General features: G+C 36.2%; 12 protein-coding genes. 6 read left to right on the forward strand and 6 right to left on the reverse strand.

All coding sequences use genetic code 11. From position 1 onward, the window contains the following. Positions 1–506 precede the first annotated feature (506 nt). The 4 genes from ACOVO2_RS25290 (at position 507) to ACOVO2_RS25305 (ending at position 8,758) form a co-directional block, all read left to right on the forward strand. On the forward strand, positions 507–4,205 hold the full coding sequence (locus ACOVO2_RS25290; RefSeq protein WP_421772650.1) for a hypothetical protein: 3,699 nt from the start codon (positions 507–509) through the stop codon (positions 4,203–4,205). Position 4,206: 1 nt separating this feature from the next. Beyond that, positions 4,207–7,665: a DUF6443 domain-containing protein gene (locus tag ACOVO2_RS25295; RefSeq protein ID WP_421772651.1), complete on the forward strand. Its 3,459-nt coding sequence runs from the start codon at positions 4,207–4,209 to the stop codon at positions 7,663–7,665. Continuing rightward, entirely contained in the window at positions 7,662–8,090 is a 429-nt protein-coding gene (locus ACOVO2_RS25300) for a hypothetical protein (protein ID WP_421772652.1), read from the forward strand. Before ACOVO2_RS25295 ends, ACOVO2_RS25300 begins: the two co-directional genes overlap by 4 nt. Before the next feature lie 191 nt (positions 8,091–8,281). Next, positions 8,282–8,758, forward strand: a complete 477-nt coding sequence (locus ACOVO2_RS25305; RefSeq protein ID WP_421772653.1) for a hypothetical protein — start codon at positions 8,282–8,284, stop codon at positions 8,756–8,758. A 1-nt stretch (position 8,759) separates the two neighbouring features. Here the strand turns inward: ACOVO2_RS25305 and ACOVO2_RS25310 are convergent, their stop codons facing one another. From ACOVO2_RS25310 to ACOVO2_RS25330, 5 genes are all read right to left on the reverse strand, one after another. Next, on the reverse strand, positions 8,760–9,743 hold the full coding sequence (locus ACOVO2_RS25310) for a replication initiation protein (protein ID WP_421772654.1): 984 nt from the start codon (positions 9,741–9,743) through the stop codon (positions 8,760–8,762). A 1,036-nt stretch (positions 9,744–10,779) separates the two neighbouring features. After that, on the reverse strand, positions 10,780–10,962 hold the full coding sequence (locus tag ACOVO2_RS25315) for a hypothetical protein (RefSeq protein WP_421772655.1): 183 nt from the start codon (positions 10,960–10,962) through the stop codon (positions 10,780–10,782). Then, entirely contained in the window at positions 10,946–11,467 is a 522-nt protein-coding gene (locus tag ACOVO2_RS25320; RefSeq protein WP_421772656.1) for a hypothetical protein, read from the reverse strand. Before ACOVO2_RS25320 ends, ACOVO2_RS25315 begins: the two co-directional genes overlap by 17 nt. Next, positions 11,464–12,162, reverse strand: coding sequence for a hypothetical protein (locus tag ACOVO2_RS25325; protein ID WP_421772657.1), 699 nt, complete (start codon positions 12,160–12,162; stop codon positions 11,464–11,466). The genes ACOVO2_RS25320 and ACOVO2_RS25325 overlap by 4 nt, the downstream gene beginning before the upstream one ends. 99 nt (positions 12,163–12,261) lie before the next feature. Next, on the reverse strand, positions 12,262–12,663 hold the full coding sequence (locus ACOVO2_RS25330; RefSeq protein WP_421772658.1) for a hypothetical protein: 402 nt from the start codon (positions 12,661–12,663) through the stop codon (positions 12,262–12,264). Positions 12,664–12,961: 298 nt separating this feature from the next. Between ACOVO2_RS25330 and ACOVO2_RS25335 the strand changes: the two genes are divergently transcribed. Further along, complete coding sequence (locus ACOVO2_RS25335; RefSeq protein ID WP_421772659.1) at positions 12,962–13,339, forward strand: plasmid mobilization protein; 378 nt, start codon at positions 12,962–12,964, stop codon at positions 13,337–13,339. Next, the gene (locus ACOVO2_RS25340) at positions 13,336–14,646 is read left to right on the forward strand and encodes a relaxase/mobilization nuclease domain-containing protein (RefSeq protein WP_421772660.1); all 1,311 of its coding nucleotides are present in this window, start codon (positions 13,336–13,338) and stop codon (positions 14,644–14,646) included. The genes ACOVO2_RS25335 and ACOVO2_RS25340 overlap by 4 nt, the downstream gene beginning before the upstream one ends. 21 nt (positions 14,647–14,667) lie before the next feature. Here the strand turns inward: ACOVO2_RS25340 and ACOVO2_RS25345 are convergent, their stop codons facing one another. Beyond that, positions 14,668–15,006, reverse strand: coding sequence for a LytR/AlgR family response regulator transcription factor (locus ACOVO2_RS25345; protein WP_421772661.1), 339 nt, complete (start codon positions 15,004–15,006; stop codon positions 14,668–14,670). Positions 15,007–15,439: the final 433 nt, after the last annotated feature.

The following is a 15,439-nucleotide window of genomic DNA, read 5'->3' on the forward strand; positions in this document are numbered from 1 at the left end:
GAAAGTGGCTCAGTTTGCTCTGCCGACTATGGCTCAATTTGGTCTGCTTTTCTCAAAGAAATGGCTGCTTTACTGAAAGGGTGGAAAAAGTAGGTTTTAGAAATACCGAAAAATCAATAAATAGATTTTTAAATACAATCATTCCATAGAATATTTATTTTTGTTCAAACATAATCAAAAGCCTATAAGAGAAACGACATTTTAACATATTGATTTTGCGTTTTGCAAATTTTCTGCTTCAAAATTCGGCAAATTTTAACCAAACAGAAAGTTCAAGTGAAACGCCTACGCATAGCGTGGGCGTTGCTTAACTTTGTTTGGTGGGCTTGCCGAAGCCTTGAGGCGGAGTTGGTGACGATTCACGCTTTTTTTGTGTCTAAATGGAAGGAAATACCGAAAAATAAATAAAAACGGCTTGATTTGGTGTATTACTAAATAACTCCGTGCTTTGCATCTAACCCAAAAAGAAAAATTTTACATTTTTTTCACCTTTAACCCCTCTTTCTATGAGAAAGATATTTATTATTTTGGGTTTTACTTTTGGCTGCTTTAAAATTACCGCACAAGTCAATAAACCTAAACCCGACACACTCAAAATTCCTCAAAAGGTTTTGTCAGAAGCAGACGAGCGAGCCAAGAAGTTTTTACCTCAGTATGCTCCCCTTTCTCCGAACGCATGGAGTTCTCAAAAGTTTGGAGATTATCAAGTGAATCCAGCCACAGGTATTACCAGTATTCCTATCTCTTTATTTACAGTACAGAATGGTAGCCTATCCATGCCTATTACTTTGAGTTGTCATACAGGAGGGTTTAAAATGAATGAACAAGCCTCGTGGGTTGGTTGGGGTTGGTCATTGGATATAGGAGCATCCCTCAATCGAACGGTACAAGGAGCAAAAGATGATAGAGATGGTGGAAGTTATTTAACGAACCCTATAACGGTGTCAAGAGATTTTTGCAACAATAGTGCTGATTTTAATTATGGACAGGCAGCCATTGCCGTTTTAAGTCCATTAGATACACAGCCCGACATTTTTTCATATAGTATTCCTTCTAAAAGTGGTAAATTTCTTTTGGGACAAAACGGCAATAGTCCTTTCAAAATTCCGAATCATCCGATACAAATTGCTTATTCAGGCAGTCCAACGATTAATACTTTTTATCTTATCGGAGATGATGGGGTTGCTTATACTTTCGGAGAAGGGGAGAGCCAAAATGTAGTCAGTGGCAGTAGCACCCAAAATTATATTAGCAGTTGGTTAGTTACGCAGGTTCGTTCGGCTAATTCGGACGATGTCATTAACTATTCTTACCAAAGTGGCGGAAGTCAAGATTTGACCGAAAGACAATGGGTTAGTAGCATGCTTTTAAATGCTTCGGGTCATTATACGAATAGTGGGTCATCTATTCCTGCTTATACCAATGTAAGCACAAGCATCACGCAGAAAAATCCCTATAAAATTACTTATACGAATGGAGAAGTAGAATTTATCCAGTCTAATGCAGGAGAAAGACAAGATTTGACTAATAGCCGATATTTGAAGCAAATCAATGTTTATACCTACGAAAATGGTGTTAAAATCTTGATAAAGGTAGTTAAATTTACTTATTCTTATTTTTCGGGTATTCGTTTAAAATTAGATAAAGTAACGATTACAGACGAATTGAATAGCAAAGTAGAAGAATATGTTTTTGATTACTGGAGTAATACGATTTCATGGAATGATGCCACTGATAATGAGAAGAAAGATTTTTTTGGTTACTATAATGGCAAACCCAATACGCATTTAATACCCGTGGGTAGTTATCAAGGCATTTCGATTGTAGGAGGGGCAGCCGACCGTTCAACGGTGGATACTTATATGAAAGAGGGCGTTTTGAAACGTATCACTTTTCCAACCAAAGGCTATACCGAATTTGACTACGAAACCAACAAATACCATGATGGAACAAACGAATTATTTGCAGGAGGTTTGCGAGTAAAGAGCATCAAGAGCGTAACAGGTGGCAGTAGTTTTATGAAACGTTATGAATATAGTTCAGATGCAGGAGCGGGGCTTGGACGATTGACAACCAACTGGACACCAGCGAGTGCAAGCGTTCCGAACCTACAAACACTTTTGTATAGTGATGCAGGAGGAACAGACGTAGGAAGTGCTACCCAAGCATCCTTTACTCAAAGTGGTGGGGCAGTTGATTTGAATACAATGGATGCCGCTCCAGTGTATTATACCAACGTTACGGAGTATTTTGAGGATGCCAGCGACCCCACTAAAAATGGCAAAAATGTTTATACATTTGATTTTCGACAAGATTTGATAGTAAACGCCCCTACCTATTCATCAAGAGATGTACAGCCTTGGAAAAGAGGTAATTTATTGACTAAAACCACGTATGATGCCAGTAATAATATCGTGGGGTTGGTTAATAATCAGTACCAAGAATTACTTGCCAGTACACGCACCGCAGGGGCATTCGTAAAAACGCCCAATGTATTTGAGGGGTCTATACCAAGAAGTACAAATCCATGCCCGACTACTTTTGTACAATCGGCAGTTGGTATTAATGGATATTTCCCTGAAATGGTTTATTCATCAGTTAATTACCATACAGGTATCAATTTAGTAAATAGTAGTACCAATGAAGTAGATAATGTTTCAACCACGCAAACGAATACCTATACCAATGAATTGTATTTGGCACAAACCCAAACGAGCGATAGCCAAACAGGTATTAGTCGAACAGAATCATTTATTTATCCGTCTGATGCTTCATATACTTCTGATGCTGTTGTGCAAGAAATGCTTACAAGAAATCAGCGAAGCCAAGCTTTAGAAACAGAGATAAAAGAAACAATTTCGGGTAACATAAGTATGATTTACAAAGAGAAAAGGGTATTTGATTTCTTTTCTGGAAGTAACCCAAGGGGATTTAGTAATAATATTTTGTTGAAAGAATTATGGTCTGCACCCAAAGGTGGTATATTAGAAAAGCGGGTAGCTTTTACGGATTATGCCAATAACGGCAATCCTTTGGGGTATGTGGTTGATGATATGCCGATTTCGTTGGTTTGGGGGTATAATGATGCGTTATTGTTAGCAGAAATCAAGAACGCCACCAAGAGCCAAACAGATGCAGGATTAAGCACCGCAGGGATTACAGCAACGGGCATGAGTTCAACGGAGCTTTCATCGGGGCAGTTAAGCCAGTTGCAAAGTTTACGTAGTGCTTTGCCCAATGCTTTTGTTTCATGGTACAGTTATCGCCCACAGGTTGGTTTAAGTGGCATCGTTTCTCCTAATGGTTTGGTGAGCCGTTTTACGTATGATAAACTGAATCGTTTACAAAATATCAAAGACCACAGTAGTTATTTAACCGATTTATACAATTATGTGTATGCCACGACCGCCCCGACAGGTTGTACGAATCCCGATGCTCCAAGTATTGCTATTAGTTCATCTACTTTGTGTGATGCCACATTAGCGGCTTCGGGGTGTGTAGGTGTTATCAATTGGTCAAATGGTGGGGCAGGTGCGAGCATTAACGTTTCGACCAAAACAACGACCACTTACACCGCCACTTGTACGGTTGATGGTTGCACCAGTTCAGCATCAAGTGGTTTGACTATTCCAGTTTTGCCGAGTGGTTGGAGTAGTGCCGATATTGGCACGGCCAGTGGGTGTACGCAAAATAATTCGGGTGCATTAACCCTACAAGGTAGTGGAAATGTGGGCGGTTCGGATGATAGTTTTCACTGGATTTACAAATCTATGAGTGGCGATTTTACGATGATTGTCAAAATCAATAGTTTGCCAGTATTAAATGGTCAACGCTCAGGCATTATGATTAGAAGTAATACCAATTCTAACGCCCAATTTTACACGCTTATTCAAGATGGCAACGAAAATGTAGGAGAGTTAAAGCGAGACACCAACGGCGGAACAGGCGGACTATACAGTTTTGCAGGTTCGGCAGCCAATCAAACATGGATTAAGGTAGTGAAGACAGGGACGAGCATCAAAGGGTATTATAGCACTGACAGCAACCCCGAAGCCAATAACCAATGGAATGCCTATTTTAATCTCACAGGAAACGCCCCGACTACGCTTGATTTTGGCACAAACTATCTCATAGGTTTGGTTACTTATGGAGCAGCGAATCAAACCACATTTACTAATATTTCACTCAATGGAAACGCCTTTTGATATGAAAAGATATATAATACTTCTGTTTTTTATCCCTTTATTGGGGTTTGCTCAAACGATACCAAGCGACAAAAACGCTATTATTCATAGCAAATTTAGGGTAGCTACGACCAATGAAGCTGATGGAAGCGACCCCAGTAAAGCCGTGATTACGGTTGCTTATAGTGATGGTTTGGGGCGTGGTTTGCAAACGGTAGGCTACCAGCAATCACCGACCAATAAAGACATCGTAAGTGGAACGGTGGAGTTCGACAAATTCGGGCGAGTGATTCGCACAGCTTTGCCAGCACCCACAACTAATAATACAGGTACATACCAAGCCAATGCGTTTAGTTTAGCCAATTCATTTTATGGCGATTCTTATGCTTATACAGCCACTACTGCTTTTGATAATTCGCCCCTCAATCGTGTCCGTGAACAGTACGGAGCGGGCAACGCATGGCGAACCGCTAATAAAAAAATGCAAAATTTTGATGAATCCGCAGGGTCAGACGTTAGATACTACTATTTAGATGGAAGCGGAAATATTATCTTATCAGGCACTTATCCCAATAATAGTTTATACAAAAAACGCATCATTGACGAGCAGGGGCATACAAGCATCGAGATAAGCGACAAACGAGGGCGATTGGTACAAAAGCAACTCCAAGACAATAACGGCTATGCCACTACTTATTATTTATATGATGGAATGGGGCGTATTTTGGCCGTTATACAGCCCGAAGGCTACGAATTGAACTCCAGTATCACTAAGAATTCGACCGAGTGGCAGAGATGGATATTTTCGTATGAATATGACTATCGAGGACGAATGCACTTAAAGCACGTACCAGCCAGTGGCGATGAATATTTTGTGTATGATAAATGGGATAGATTGGTATGGTCGCAAAGCTCTATTCAAAGAGAGTTTGGGAAATGGTCTTTTTATAAATATGATGCTTTCAATCGAGAAATCATGCGAGGGGAGAAATCAGAAAATAGGGGATTGACAGCCTTAGAAGCCGAAACGTGGGCATGGAGTGGCGACCGTTACGAAAGTCGAGTGAGTGGTGGTTTGTTTTACTCTTATTCCAATAGTTATCCGCAGTTGTTTTCGGATACGGATATACGTCATGTTAATTATTACGATAATTACAACGATTGGCGACCATCGGGCATGGCTTTTGCCGATGGTGGCACGGCTTTTCATGCTCAACACCCCGAAGCACAGAGCCTGATGGTGGGTTCTCGTAGCCGTAGTGATGTAAGTGGAAATTGGTTGGCTACGGTGCTGTATTATGACAATAAAATGCGAGTAATTCGTACTTTTTCGCAAAATGTGTATGGGCAGATTGAAATGTTAGATACCGAGTATAACCACGCAGGAGAAATACTTCAGACGAAAAAAATACATAAAAACCAAGCAGGAATAGCCACCACCGAGCAGAGCCAAAACGAACTTGACCACGTAGGACGAGTTAAAAAACTGTTTCATGGTATTAATACCACACCCATCGAGATTGTAAAGAATGATTATGACGAAATCGGTCGAGTAAGTCAAAAGAAAATATTTCCGAATAATACGTTTGTGGCAGGTGGTACAAAGGAGTTTATCGAACGCCCCTCACAAGGCATTGTTACCCAACCTAATACAGAAGATTTCGCAAGGAGATATGTACTGCTCTTGCCAACCACCGATATAAAAGCCAGTGCCTTAACAAAATATAGGGCTGAAATTACCCCCAACGCCTCACAAGGAGTGAATATCAATGGTTTACAAACCATGAATTACACTTGGCATTTAAGGGGTGGTTTATTGGGTATTAACTTAGATAATAATGGCAACGCCATACCCAAAGCCAGCGAGGGCGATTTATTCAGTTATAAATTGGAATATGAAAGTGCCGGATTTTATGATGGGAATATAGGAAAGCAATATTGGCAGAGTGCCAACGACCAAAATCAAGTAATTGGTTTACGGTCTTACAATATGACTTATGACCCACTAAAACGCATGACAGGGGCTAATTTTGCAGGACTTGCCAACGAAAATTATTCATTATCTGGACTAACTTATGATAAAAACGGCAATATCAAAACCATGCAACGCAACGGTAAAACCAGTAGCGGTTTTGGCTTAATGGATAACCTCAATTATGCCTATGATGGTAATAAATTGAACCAAGTAACTGATGGGGTTTCAGCAACCGATAACGAGGTAGATTTAGTGCCGAGAGGTGGCGGAAATTATACGTATTATACCGATGGGAGTGTAAAAAGTGATGCAAACGAGGGCATTTCGTTGATTATTTATGATACATTTCTGAAACAACCCAAAGAGGTACAGCTCACCGATGGCAGAAAGATAAATCATTTTTACGATGGAGCAGGGGCATTACTCAAAACGGTGTATTCAACTGGAGAGTATTGGGAGTTTGGGGGTATTACTTACAAAAATGGGCAACCCTACCAAATGGCTGCACCCGAAGGCAGGGCTATTTATGTAAATGGTGTTTGGGTGTATGAATTTTTCTATACTGACCATTTGGGCAATACACGAGTAGCATTTAGAGCGGACGGCAACCAGTTGATAAAGACCTCAGAAACAGCGTTCGACCCATTTGGCGTGATTTTACGTGGAGCAGGTCAAGTCAACGGTGTAATAAACCGCCATGAGTACCAAAATAAGGAATCAGAAAAAACGTTTGGTTTGAATAGGATTAACTTAGGAGCAAGAACATACAACCCAACTACTGGACGTATGGACAGGGTTGATAGATTTGCAGATAAATATTTTGGACTTTCTACATTCCAATATTCGGCTAATAATCCTATGAGATTTATTGATGTTAATGGGGATAGTTTAGGTATAAATGTAATTCAAGGAGGCGGAAAAAATGGTAGAGATTTATATCAAATAACCATTACTGGTAAAGTGGTTGATAATACAACTAAGGGATTAAGCTCCAAACAACTTAATAGTATTGCTAATCAAATTTCTAAGCAATTTATTAATTCTTTTACTGGAAAAGATAAAAATATAGAATTTACGGCAACTGCTAATATTAGTGTCGAATCAGCAACAAATCCACTTAGTTCAAGCGACCACGCATTTAGAATTGTGGATGATGTAGCAACGGCAGTGGGGCAACAAGACCCACCAGGAGGAAATATTGAAGGTTATGGTCCAGTAGGTCAAAATGTTGTCTATATCGAAAAAGGAGGAAATTATGCAAGAACAGGAACACACGAGTTAGGGCATAGTTCAGGTTTAGGACATATCAAATCATTAACAGAAGTACAAAATGGAAAGATTGTTCCTTTAACCACAAATGATTATTTTGGAAATTTAATGCATCAAGGCCAAGATGTTAATTCACAAGGACAACCAGTAGCAGGAACTTCAATAGAAGGGTTTCAAGTAAGAGAAATGTATAGACTTTATAAGATACCAGCACTAAACAGAGGAAAACAAAAATGAAAAACTTAATTAAATTTCTCATATTATCTATAATAACTATGAGTTGTAGTGTTTCAAAAAACACGAATTTTAACCTGCTTTTTGGTTCTGGTTTTAAAAATGATAATGTATCATTAGAAATAAATGATACATTAATTGTTGAAAATCAAATCATGATTACAGATTCTATTATTGGAATTGTTAATAGTAATAATATTTCCTATCAACAAGGCATATTAAATGTAAGTGATAAAAAGGGGAATGTTTTAAAGAAAATACCCATGATTATAGATGCTAAAAAGATAAAGTTTACTATAATTATAAATAAAAACCCATACCTATTTTATTCAAATTTAAACAAAGGAACAAATATGGTTTTTAATAAAGATAAGTATTATTACAATGTTTATTTGAATCAAAATAAGAAAATTATTAAATTAGAGTAGTATGTTAAAATACATTTATAGGCTATTCTAATGTTAGCCCCCAAGATACATTAAGAGCCGAAGAATTGTGTTTAAGTTTACGAATATTGTAATTTCAAGATTAAACTTTTCAGCTCCAAAGACTTAGCTAAGTCTTTGGAGCTGTCTTTTATTTTATAAAATGAATTAGCATAAGACTGACAGTATTTGGCATGAAAAACATTTTACCTTTTTTTCTATTGTTTGTTTTTATTAGCTGTTCAAAATTTGAAAGGATTTCAAAAAGAATAGATACTTATAATAAAGCAAGGAAACCATTCATTACTGCTCATCAAATGCGAGTAAAGTTATATAAAAAGGGATATTTAGGTTTTATCAATTTGATGAATGATACACTAATTATTTCACAGTCAGGACAAATAGATGCTTTAATATATGGTGGAATTATAGCAGGAACTAAGGAAAAAATATGCTATGAATACAATGACTATGATAAAAAATTAGAAATCAATAAGTATGGTTGTGAGTTACATTCACTAATCCAAAAATGGGATACTTTGGGGATTAGAGCCAAAGAGTTAGAGCAAAAAAATCTTATAAGAAGTAAGGTATATTACAAACGAATTATTTTAAATAATAACAAAATTGTAAAAAAAGATGCCATAGAATTTATGGAGATAATAGACTAAATCAAAGCTTGACTTTATCCAGCCCCAAAGACTTAGCTAAATACTTGGTTCTGTCTTTGGGTGGTTTTGCTCTTTCAATCATGTTTTCAATGATAGCATGAACTCTAATAAATTCATTAAAAACGTTTGTGTCAGATAAAATATAGTCTTTTTGTTCGGCTGAAAGCGTGTATTGAGTCATTAAAATATGAGATTTTTCTGCAATATCTTTGGGTGTTAAGGTAGCGATATAGTCCATTGTTGTCTTAATATCGGCATTTATTTGTACCTTTTCTTGCTTCTCTTTGGTTCTAATAGTAAATGTTAAGGCTGTTATCTTTTTTCGTTCCTTTTGAGCAATAGCCCACTCAAAATATATCCCACAGTGTTCCCAAAGTTCTTTTTGTGAGTAGATTAAAATTCGTTTTTCAAACATTCCATAATTTTTGTATTCAAGAGGTTGTAAACCAACTAAGCTTCTCAAATCGTCTAATTTCACACTCCATGAGCCTTGATTTTGATACATACTCATAAGTTCATACATTCTAATGGAATACTCGCTTTTAAGACTTAAAATGGCATCTAACAGTAAATTAGTATATCCTTCTGCCAACTCTAAAAATAGTTTTTTACACTTATAATTTATATCAATTTGTATTTCTCCCTTACTGCCTTTTTTGGCTATATAATTAGCAGATGTAAATGGAGCAATAGAACCAAAATAATAATCTCCATCTTTTGAAAAGTCAAAAAACACACTACGTTTAGTGATTTTTTCAATAGCTTCTTTTAAAGCATTTATATTTTTCGAGTTTCTAAGAACATCGACGCTATTAATCTTTATAATAATGGGAGTTAAGTCATCTACATTCTTAACATGAAAACCTTGATTTACTTTTAATTCGTGAATCACACAATGTAAAATATGCCTTTCCATCACACTAAACTCTTGACGAGTAAGATTGAGTACGTTACTTATTCTGACTAAACTTTTTTCTTCCATCATATTTGTTTTTTGCAAAAGTAATAAAATAACATTTAAAAGTAAATGTTATTTATAAAAGTTATTTTATATTCTATCCTACCCAAATTTGTTACAATACCTACCCAAATTTGTTACAATAAGTAGTTAAAACTTACCCAAATTTGTTACAATACCTACCCAAATTTGTTACAATAAGTAGTTAAAACCTACCCAAATTTGTTACAATACAATATGTTAAACATTTGATTGTCAGTGATTTGTATCAAAAAAAATATCAAAAACAATCAAATCAATTGATATTGATTAAATTTTATCAACTGATAGAAAAATAAAAAAAATGGGTGGTTTATGAAGCGTAAAACGCACGCAATTTTTTATACGTCGAGAACGAAAAAGGAAAAAATCAAAAAAGACAAATAACTCTGGTTGGGGGTTTGAACTAAGTTTTTAGTTGATTTGGTTTTGCTAACGTTATTAGTTTCCTGTTTTTATAGTCATTGAGAGTTGATTGTATGAAAATTTCCTAGTGGCTCGTTAGCACAATTTAATTCTAAGAGATATAAATTATTGATAATCAACAATTTAACTAAAATAATTAGTATCTTATCTGTATCGAGAAGTTAATATATTTATATTTTTTGTTTTTAAGTTATTGATTATCAGTGATTTATGGTGTTTGTATGTGACATTACACCAAAATGTTTAATTGTACCCATATAAAAAGTAGTCATACTCTACGCAAATTTTCCCCTGCTCAAATGGTGGCTTGCGTCCTTCGGCACGCTTTAAAAAAGGTATTTAGGGCGGGCAGAGCCACACAAATTTATCTTTCGAGAAAAAAAATCCCAAAAGAAGCTTTCGGGATTTTTGACACTATGCTATATCCATCAATAGAGGATTCACAAAAGTAGGAAAAAGGTCAGTATTACACGTTTTTTAATTCGTTGCCCTATTTTCTTATCAAATTAGGAAAAGAAATAGAAATTATCAAATCCTAATTCTTCAAAGAATATAAGATAGCAGAAAAGCAACGGGTCGCCCTAAGCGACCCGTTTTATTATTCACAAATAGTTATGTTCTCTTTAGTTATGCTAAAAACCTCAAAAAGCCCGATTTTACGGATTAAATAATTTTTTTGAGTGGATTGTACTATTTCGACTTCTTCGCCCTTTCTAAGTACCTCTATTGAGCCGAGAAGGACACGATTATTAATGGTTGCTCGATTAGTTGTTGTTTTCATTTGCTTTGGATTTAATAATGATACCTTTAAAACCTCCATTTTTGCCATTTTCTACGGTGTAATCTTTGGCATCAATGTAATAATGATTTTCAGTTTTATCATATTTGACTACTTTTTCAATTGCTTCTTGCTCAAGGCTTTTTTGCTCAACAACATCATACTTATTTCGTACATCTACAAACCACCATGCCATTAATAAAAGTAGCATCATTGGCAAAGCCCCAATAAACCATCCCCATCGGAGCATGAAAGCCGTCATAGGACTTAACCCGCTATAATTGTGGGTTTTAATTTGGGAAATCTTCACGCCCAAATATGCTTTAATATCATCGGCATTGATTTGATTGTCTGCCAAATGTGCTACCAAAATACTTTTGGTGTATGGGTCTAACTTTTCTTTGCTATGGGCAAAAACAAGATTTTCAATTTCGTTCAATCGTTTATCTAATTCTTTGACTTGTTCCTCTTGCCTCCGTTGATTGGCTTGTTCTCCGTAGTTCTTCATATTTTAACTTGTTCGATTAATTTATTGAAGTGTCCTTTAAACATTCCAATAGAAGTAGAGAATCCCGAGCGGACATAATCGCTGATTTTATCTTTGAGCGAACCTTCTGCTTTACCAAAGTAACGCAGCTCTATTTTATTATCTTTTGCATACTTTTCAATGAGTTCGATTTTATCGGTATCTAATCGAGGATTAATAAATCCTTCATTGATAAAAATGACATTAGTAAAAACATTTTTTAAAGACTTCTGGACTTTGTTTAAATGGTCAATACAATCCCTATCGCCAACACTAATAATGGTAAAAAATTCGACCTCAAAATCCATTTCATTGAAATACTCTTTGATGCTTTCGACCCCAATAAGTTCAAAGAATTTAAGGAGTTCACGCGATTCATTACCACCTAAATCAATGTAGATATTTTCGTAGTCTCCATCGGCAATGTTGTTAAATAATTCTTCAAATAAAGTCTTATCAATGGTTTCAGATTCTTTGTCATTGAATAGGGAAAACTCGATAACTTTATCCGCCAGTGGCGTCCCTTCAAACCTCTTAATAAGTGAGCGATTACCCGAATCAGCATCCACCGCAATGAAGTTAGACTGGTTCTGATTTTCCTTTGCAATGATGAGAGAAGTTAAAAACGTCTTGCCTTGTCCTCCCTTGTTTTGATTGATTAACTTGATTTTTTTCATTAGAAATAATTACATTTATGTTGGAAAATAAAATGCGGTTGAGAAACTTGTATTTTGGGCGACCTTCGAGCGGGCTTTTAAGTCTTAGTTTGAGGGTCGTTATTTTTTGAAAGGATTAGATTTTGACTTTTCAATAGGTTGATTTTTGGTGTATGTTTTATCGAATAAATCTAAAAGGTCATTATTATGATTCGTTTCTTTTTCTTGGTTTAGTACAACTTTGTTTTCTTCTATTTTCTCCGTGTTATTGCCAGTCTTTTTTAGTATTTGAACTACTCCAGTACCAAGAGTTTGTTTATTTTTACTTTTCTTGTTAACTGAATAAATCAAATTGGTTAGTTCGTGAGTTGACAAGTCAATCTGATATTTATCATTGAGTTCTTTGACGATAAAATCATAGGGGGCATTTTCATCAAAATTTTGTTTGATGAATGCAACGAGGAATATACCCCATTTTTTTTTACCCTCATTTTTACGCTGTCTAATTTCTTCGATACCCATTTTTCACAAGATTATTGATGTTTTGCCAAATATACAAGTAAATTGAGATATAAAAAACGTTTTGATGTTTATTTTATGATATAGTAGTGATAATATGATGATAATTTATTGGTTTAGTGTATTTTGATGATAAAGTGATGATAATTTAATGATATTGTATAATTTATTAAAAATTTGGAATTTTGATGCTTTTTTTGTTAGTTTGTAGCGTGAAGCAAGATAGGTTTTTTGCACGCAAAAAACGAGCCGCAAGCGGCCTATCTTGCAAAGGGTTTCACCCCTTGACCCCTTTAAAAATATGGAAAAAACCGAACCAATCAAACGAAGTAAAGGCAGACCCAGCAAAGCCGAGCAAAGCAAAAGTGAACGACTTACGTGCCGATTTACTGCCCAAGAGTATGAAGCTTTAGAAGCAAAGGCCGAACGAGTCGGCTTAAAGATTACGCAGTTGGGGCGTGAGTTAATTCTGAAAGGCAAGGTGACAAATTTGTTTAGTGCCGAAGAGCAAGCCGATAAAAAGCAGTTAATCGGTTTGTCTAATAATTTGAATCAAATCGCTAAAAACTTGAATTACTTCGCTAATAATTTCAACATGAAAGAGGTGAGTAATCAAGTTAAAAAGATAGATGAATATTTAGATACGATAGATGAAATATTAAAAAAGTACAAGCAATGACAGCGACCTCACATCCACAAGGTTCAAGTTTTGGCAATGCCATCAACTACATCTATGAAGGTAGGTTAGACGAACACAAGGACAAAAAAGAAGAGTTAATTATCCATTCCGATAATATCCGAGTACCGAGAGATGCAGCAGATTTAAAAGGTCGAAATCGAATGAAAGCGGATTTTATTTCCCAAGCCGAAGCCCATAAACAGTACGGAAATGAGAACCGCAAGCACTATGTCGGCCACCACAGTTTAAATTTTTCGGCATCAGATATGGTAGATTTAGACCCTAAAAAAATCAAGCAAATAACGAGTGATTATATTAAAGATGCAGGGATAGACCAAACCCAATATATAGCCGTTGGGCATCGAGATACGAAGCATTACCACGTACATATTATCTTCAATCGAGCGACCGATAAGCACACCCTTTACAACGATTGGCGAGAGTACAACAAGACCGCAGAAAGGGCGGTTGCACTCAACTTAAAGTATGGATTTGCCCAGGAGAAAAAGCAGGTCAAATTGGCGAGCAGTCCCGAAGTATTGGCGATACGCTCAGGGCATGACGACATACAAAAAATACGAGCCGATGAATTGATAGGACGAGCCAAAAACTTACATCATTTGTCTAAAATATGTGCCACAGAAAACAGGTATTACGGAGAAGAAAACGGCAGTATTCGAGTAGGAGAAAAGCAGTATAGAAAGGAAGATTTACAAGCCGTATTTTATGACAATCGAAGCGAGGACAGAGCCAAGGCAAGGCAAAGACATATCGAAGAAACGAGCCAACGGAAATTAGAAAGGTTAAACCAACCCAAAGATTATGAAATTAAGCAGAGCAGACGAGAAGACCGAGCAGCAGCCGAGCAGGCAGCAGCGGAATTGGCAGCCCAGCAAAAAATAAAAATAGCTTTAGAGGAATCATTGAAATTAGATAAGGAGGTAGCGAGTCAGTTAAAGGTGTCCAAAAGTGGCAAAGAATTTATTGAAGAATTGAACAAGCGAAGAATCAAAGTGACAGAGGGACAAGACAAAAATAGTCTTGTCTTTGAGCGTTCATCGTTTAAAACGGTTATGTCCAAACATGATGTTCAATATCAAATTTTACTTAATACTGCTACGCCATCAATCGAACAAAGCCGACCAGTGAGCCAAACACCTGAACAAAGTACAGGGTTAGGAGCAGGGACAATGGCAGGGCAAAAGGCAAGTGGAAATGTTAGAAAATTAGATGGGAATGAATTAGACCAAGAGGAGCAGAAGAAAAAAACAAAAGAGCGAGGGCAAGGTTTTGGAATGGGAATGTAGTGCTTTAAAGGTTATTGATGGTTAATTGAGATTATTTAGTGGGTCAACCATTTTTAATATTAGTGGTGCTTTTCTACGTGATGCTTGAATGATGAGAGCATTTTTCAAGATGATGGATTTTTCTTGATAATTAACCCTTTCGATAAAGTCCCGATGAATAATAAATGATTTGTTAGGACGGCAAAAAGTGGTTTTGGGTAGTTTATTTTCAAATCGTTTGAGCGTGGTAGCCGCTAAAATACTTTTGCCATCGACAAGGTGAATAATGGTATAATTCGCTTTTGCTTCTAAAAATAAAACCTCATTGGTTTGAATGGATTGTTTACGAGTAATCCGCAAAGTATTGGTGTGATTGTTCATTTTTGTAAGTGTGGGTACAATTTTAGATAAAGATGCTTTAAAATTTGAAAATATGCCAAATAATTTATTCATTTGACGAAAGTTGTGTGGATTTAGTAGCGAGAAAGCCCAAGAGCGATGCACTTGGGCTTTCTGTTATTATAGTCAGTAGCATCATTCTCGAAAGATAAAGTTGTGGGAAAAGTACAACTTTATAGAGTGGTAAAAAGTAGGACAATTTTTAGAACGGTTTCATAACTACTTTTATGTTAATGACATATTCCAAGAAAAAAGACAATATGTCAGTAAGATGATTTCTTAATTTTTTACCAAGTTTGCTATGACGAAAATAACCTTATTATTTATGAAAATCTACCGAAAGTGGAAACGAAATAAAGAAATTGTGTGTGGCGGCGTAATTGAGCCACCATCGGCAGAGTAAATTGAGCCACTT

Source organism: Emticicia sp. (assembly GCF_049241225.1).
In the GTDB taxonomy this organism is placed as follows: Bacteria; Bacteroidota; Bacteroidia; order Cytophagales; family Spirosomataceae; genus Emticicia.

What these genes read in the sequence shown, in the direction of transcription:
- ACOVO2_RS25290 (WP_421772650.1), top strand. Translation starts at nt 507, where the DNA reads ATGAGAAAGATATTTATTATTTTGGGTTTTACTTTTGGCTGCTTTAAA.
- ACOVO2_RS25295 (WP_421772651.1), top strand. Translation starts at nt 4,207, where the DNA reads ATGAAAAGATATATAATACTTCTGTTTTTTATCCCTTTATTGGGGTTT.
- ACOVO2_RS25300 (WP_421772652.1), top strand. Translation starts at nt 7,662, where the DNA reads ATGAAAAACTTAATTAAATTTCTCATATTATCTATAATAACTATGAGT.
- ACOVO2_RS25305 (WP_421772653.1), top strand. Translation starts at nt 8,282, where the DNA reads ATGAAAAACATTTTACCTTTTTTTCTATTGTTTGTTTTTATTAGCTGT.
- ACOVO2_RS25310 (WP_421772654.1), bottom strand. Translation starts at nt 9,743, where the DNA reads ATGATGGAAGAAAAAAGTTTAGTCAGAATAAGTAACGTACTCAATCTT.
- ACOVO2_RS25315 (WP_421772655.1), bottom strand. Translation starts at nt 10,962, where the DNA reads ATGAAAACAACAACTAATCGAGCAACCATTAATAATCGTGTCCTTCTC.
- ACOVO2_RS25320 (WP_421772656.1), bottom strand. Translation starts at nt 11,467, where the DNA reads ATGAAGAACTACGGAGAACAAGCCAATCAACGGAGGCAAGAGGAACAA.
- ACOVO2_RS25325 (WP_421772657.1), bottom strand. Translation starts at nt 12,162, where the DNA reads ATGAAAAAAATCAAGTTAATCAATCAAAACAAGGGAGGACAAGGCAAG.
- ACOVO2_RS25330 (WP_421772658.1), bottom strand. Translation starts at nt 12,663, where the DNA reads ATGGGTATCGAAGAAATTAGACAGCGTAAAAATGAGGGTAAAAAAAAA.
- ACOVO2_RS25335 (WP_421772659.1), top strand. Translation starts at nt 12,962, where the DNA reads ATGGAAAAAACCGAACCAATCAAACGAAGTAAAGGCAGACCCAGCAAA.
- ACOVO2_RS25340 (WP_421772660.1), top strand. Translation starts at nt 13,336, where the DNA reads ATGACAGCGACCTCACATCCACAAGGTTCAAGTTTTGGCAATGCCATC.
- ACOVO2_RS25345 (WP_421772661.1), bottom strand. Translation starts at nt 15,006, where the DNA reads ATGAACAATCACACCAATACTTTGCGGATTACTCGTAAACAATCCATT.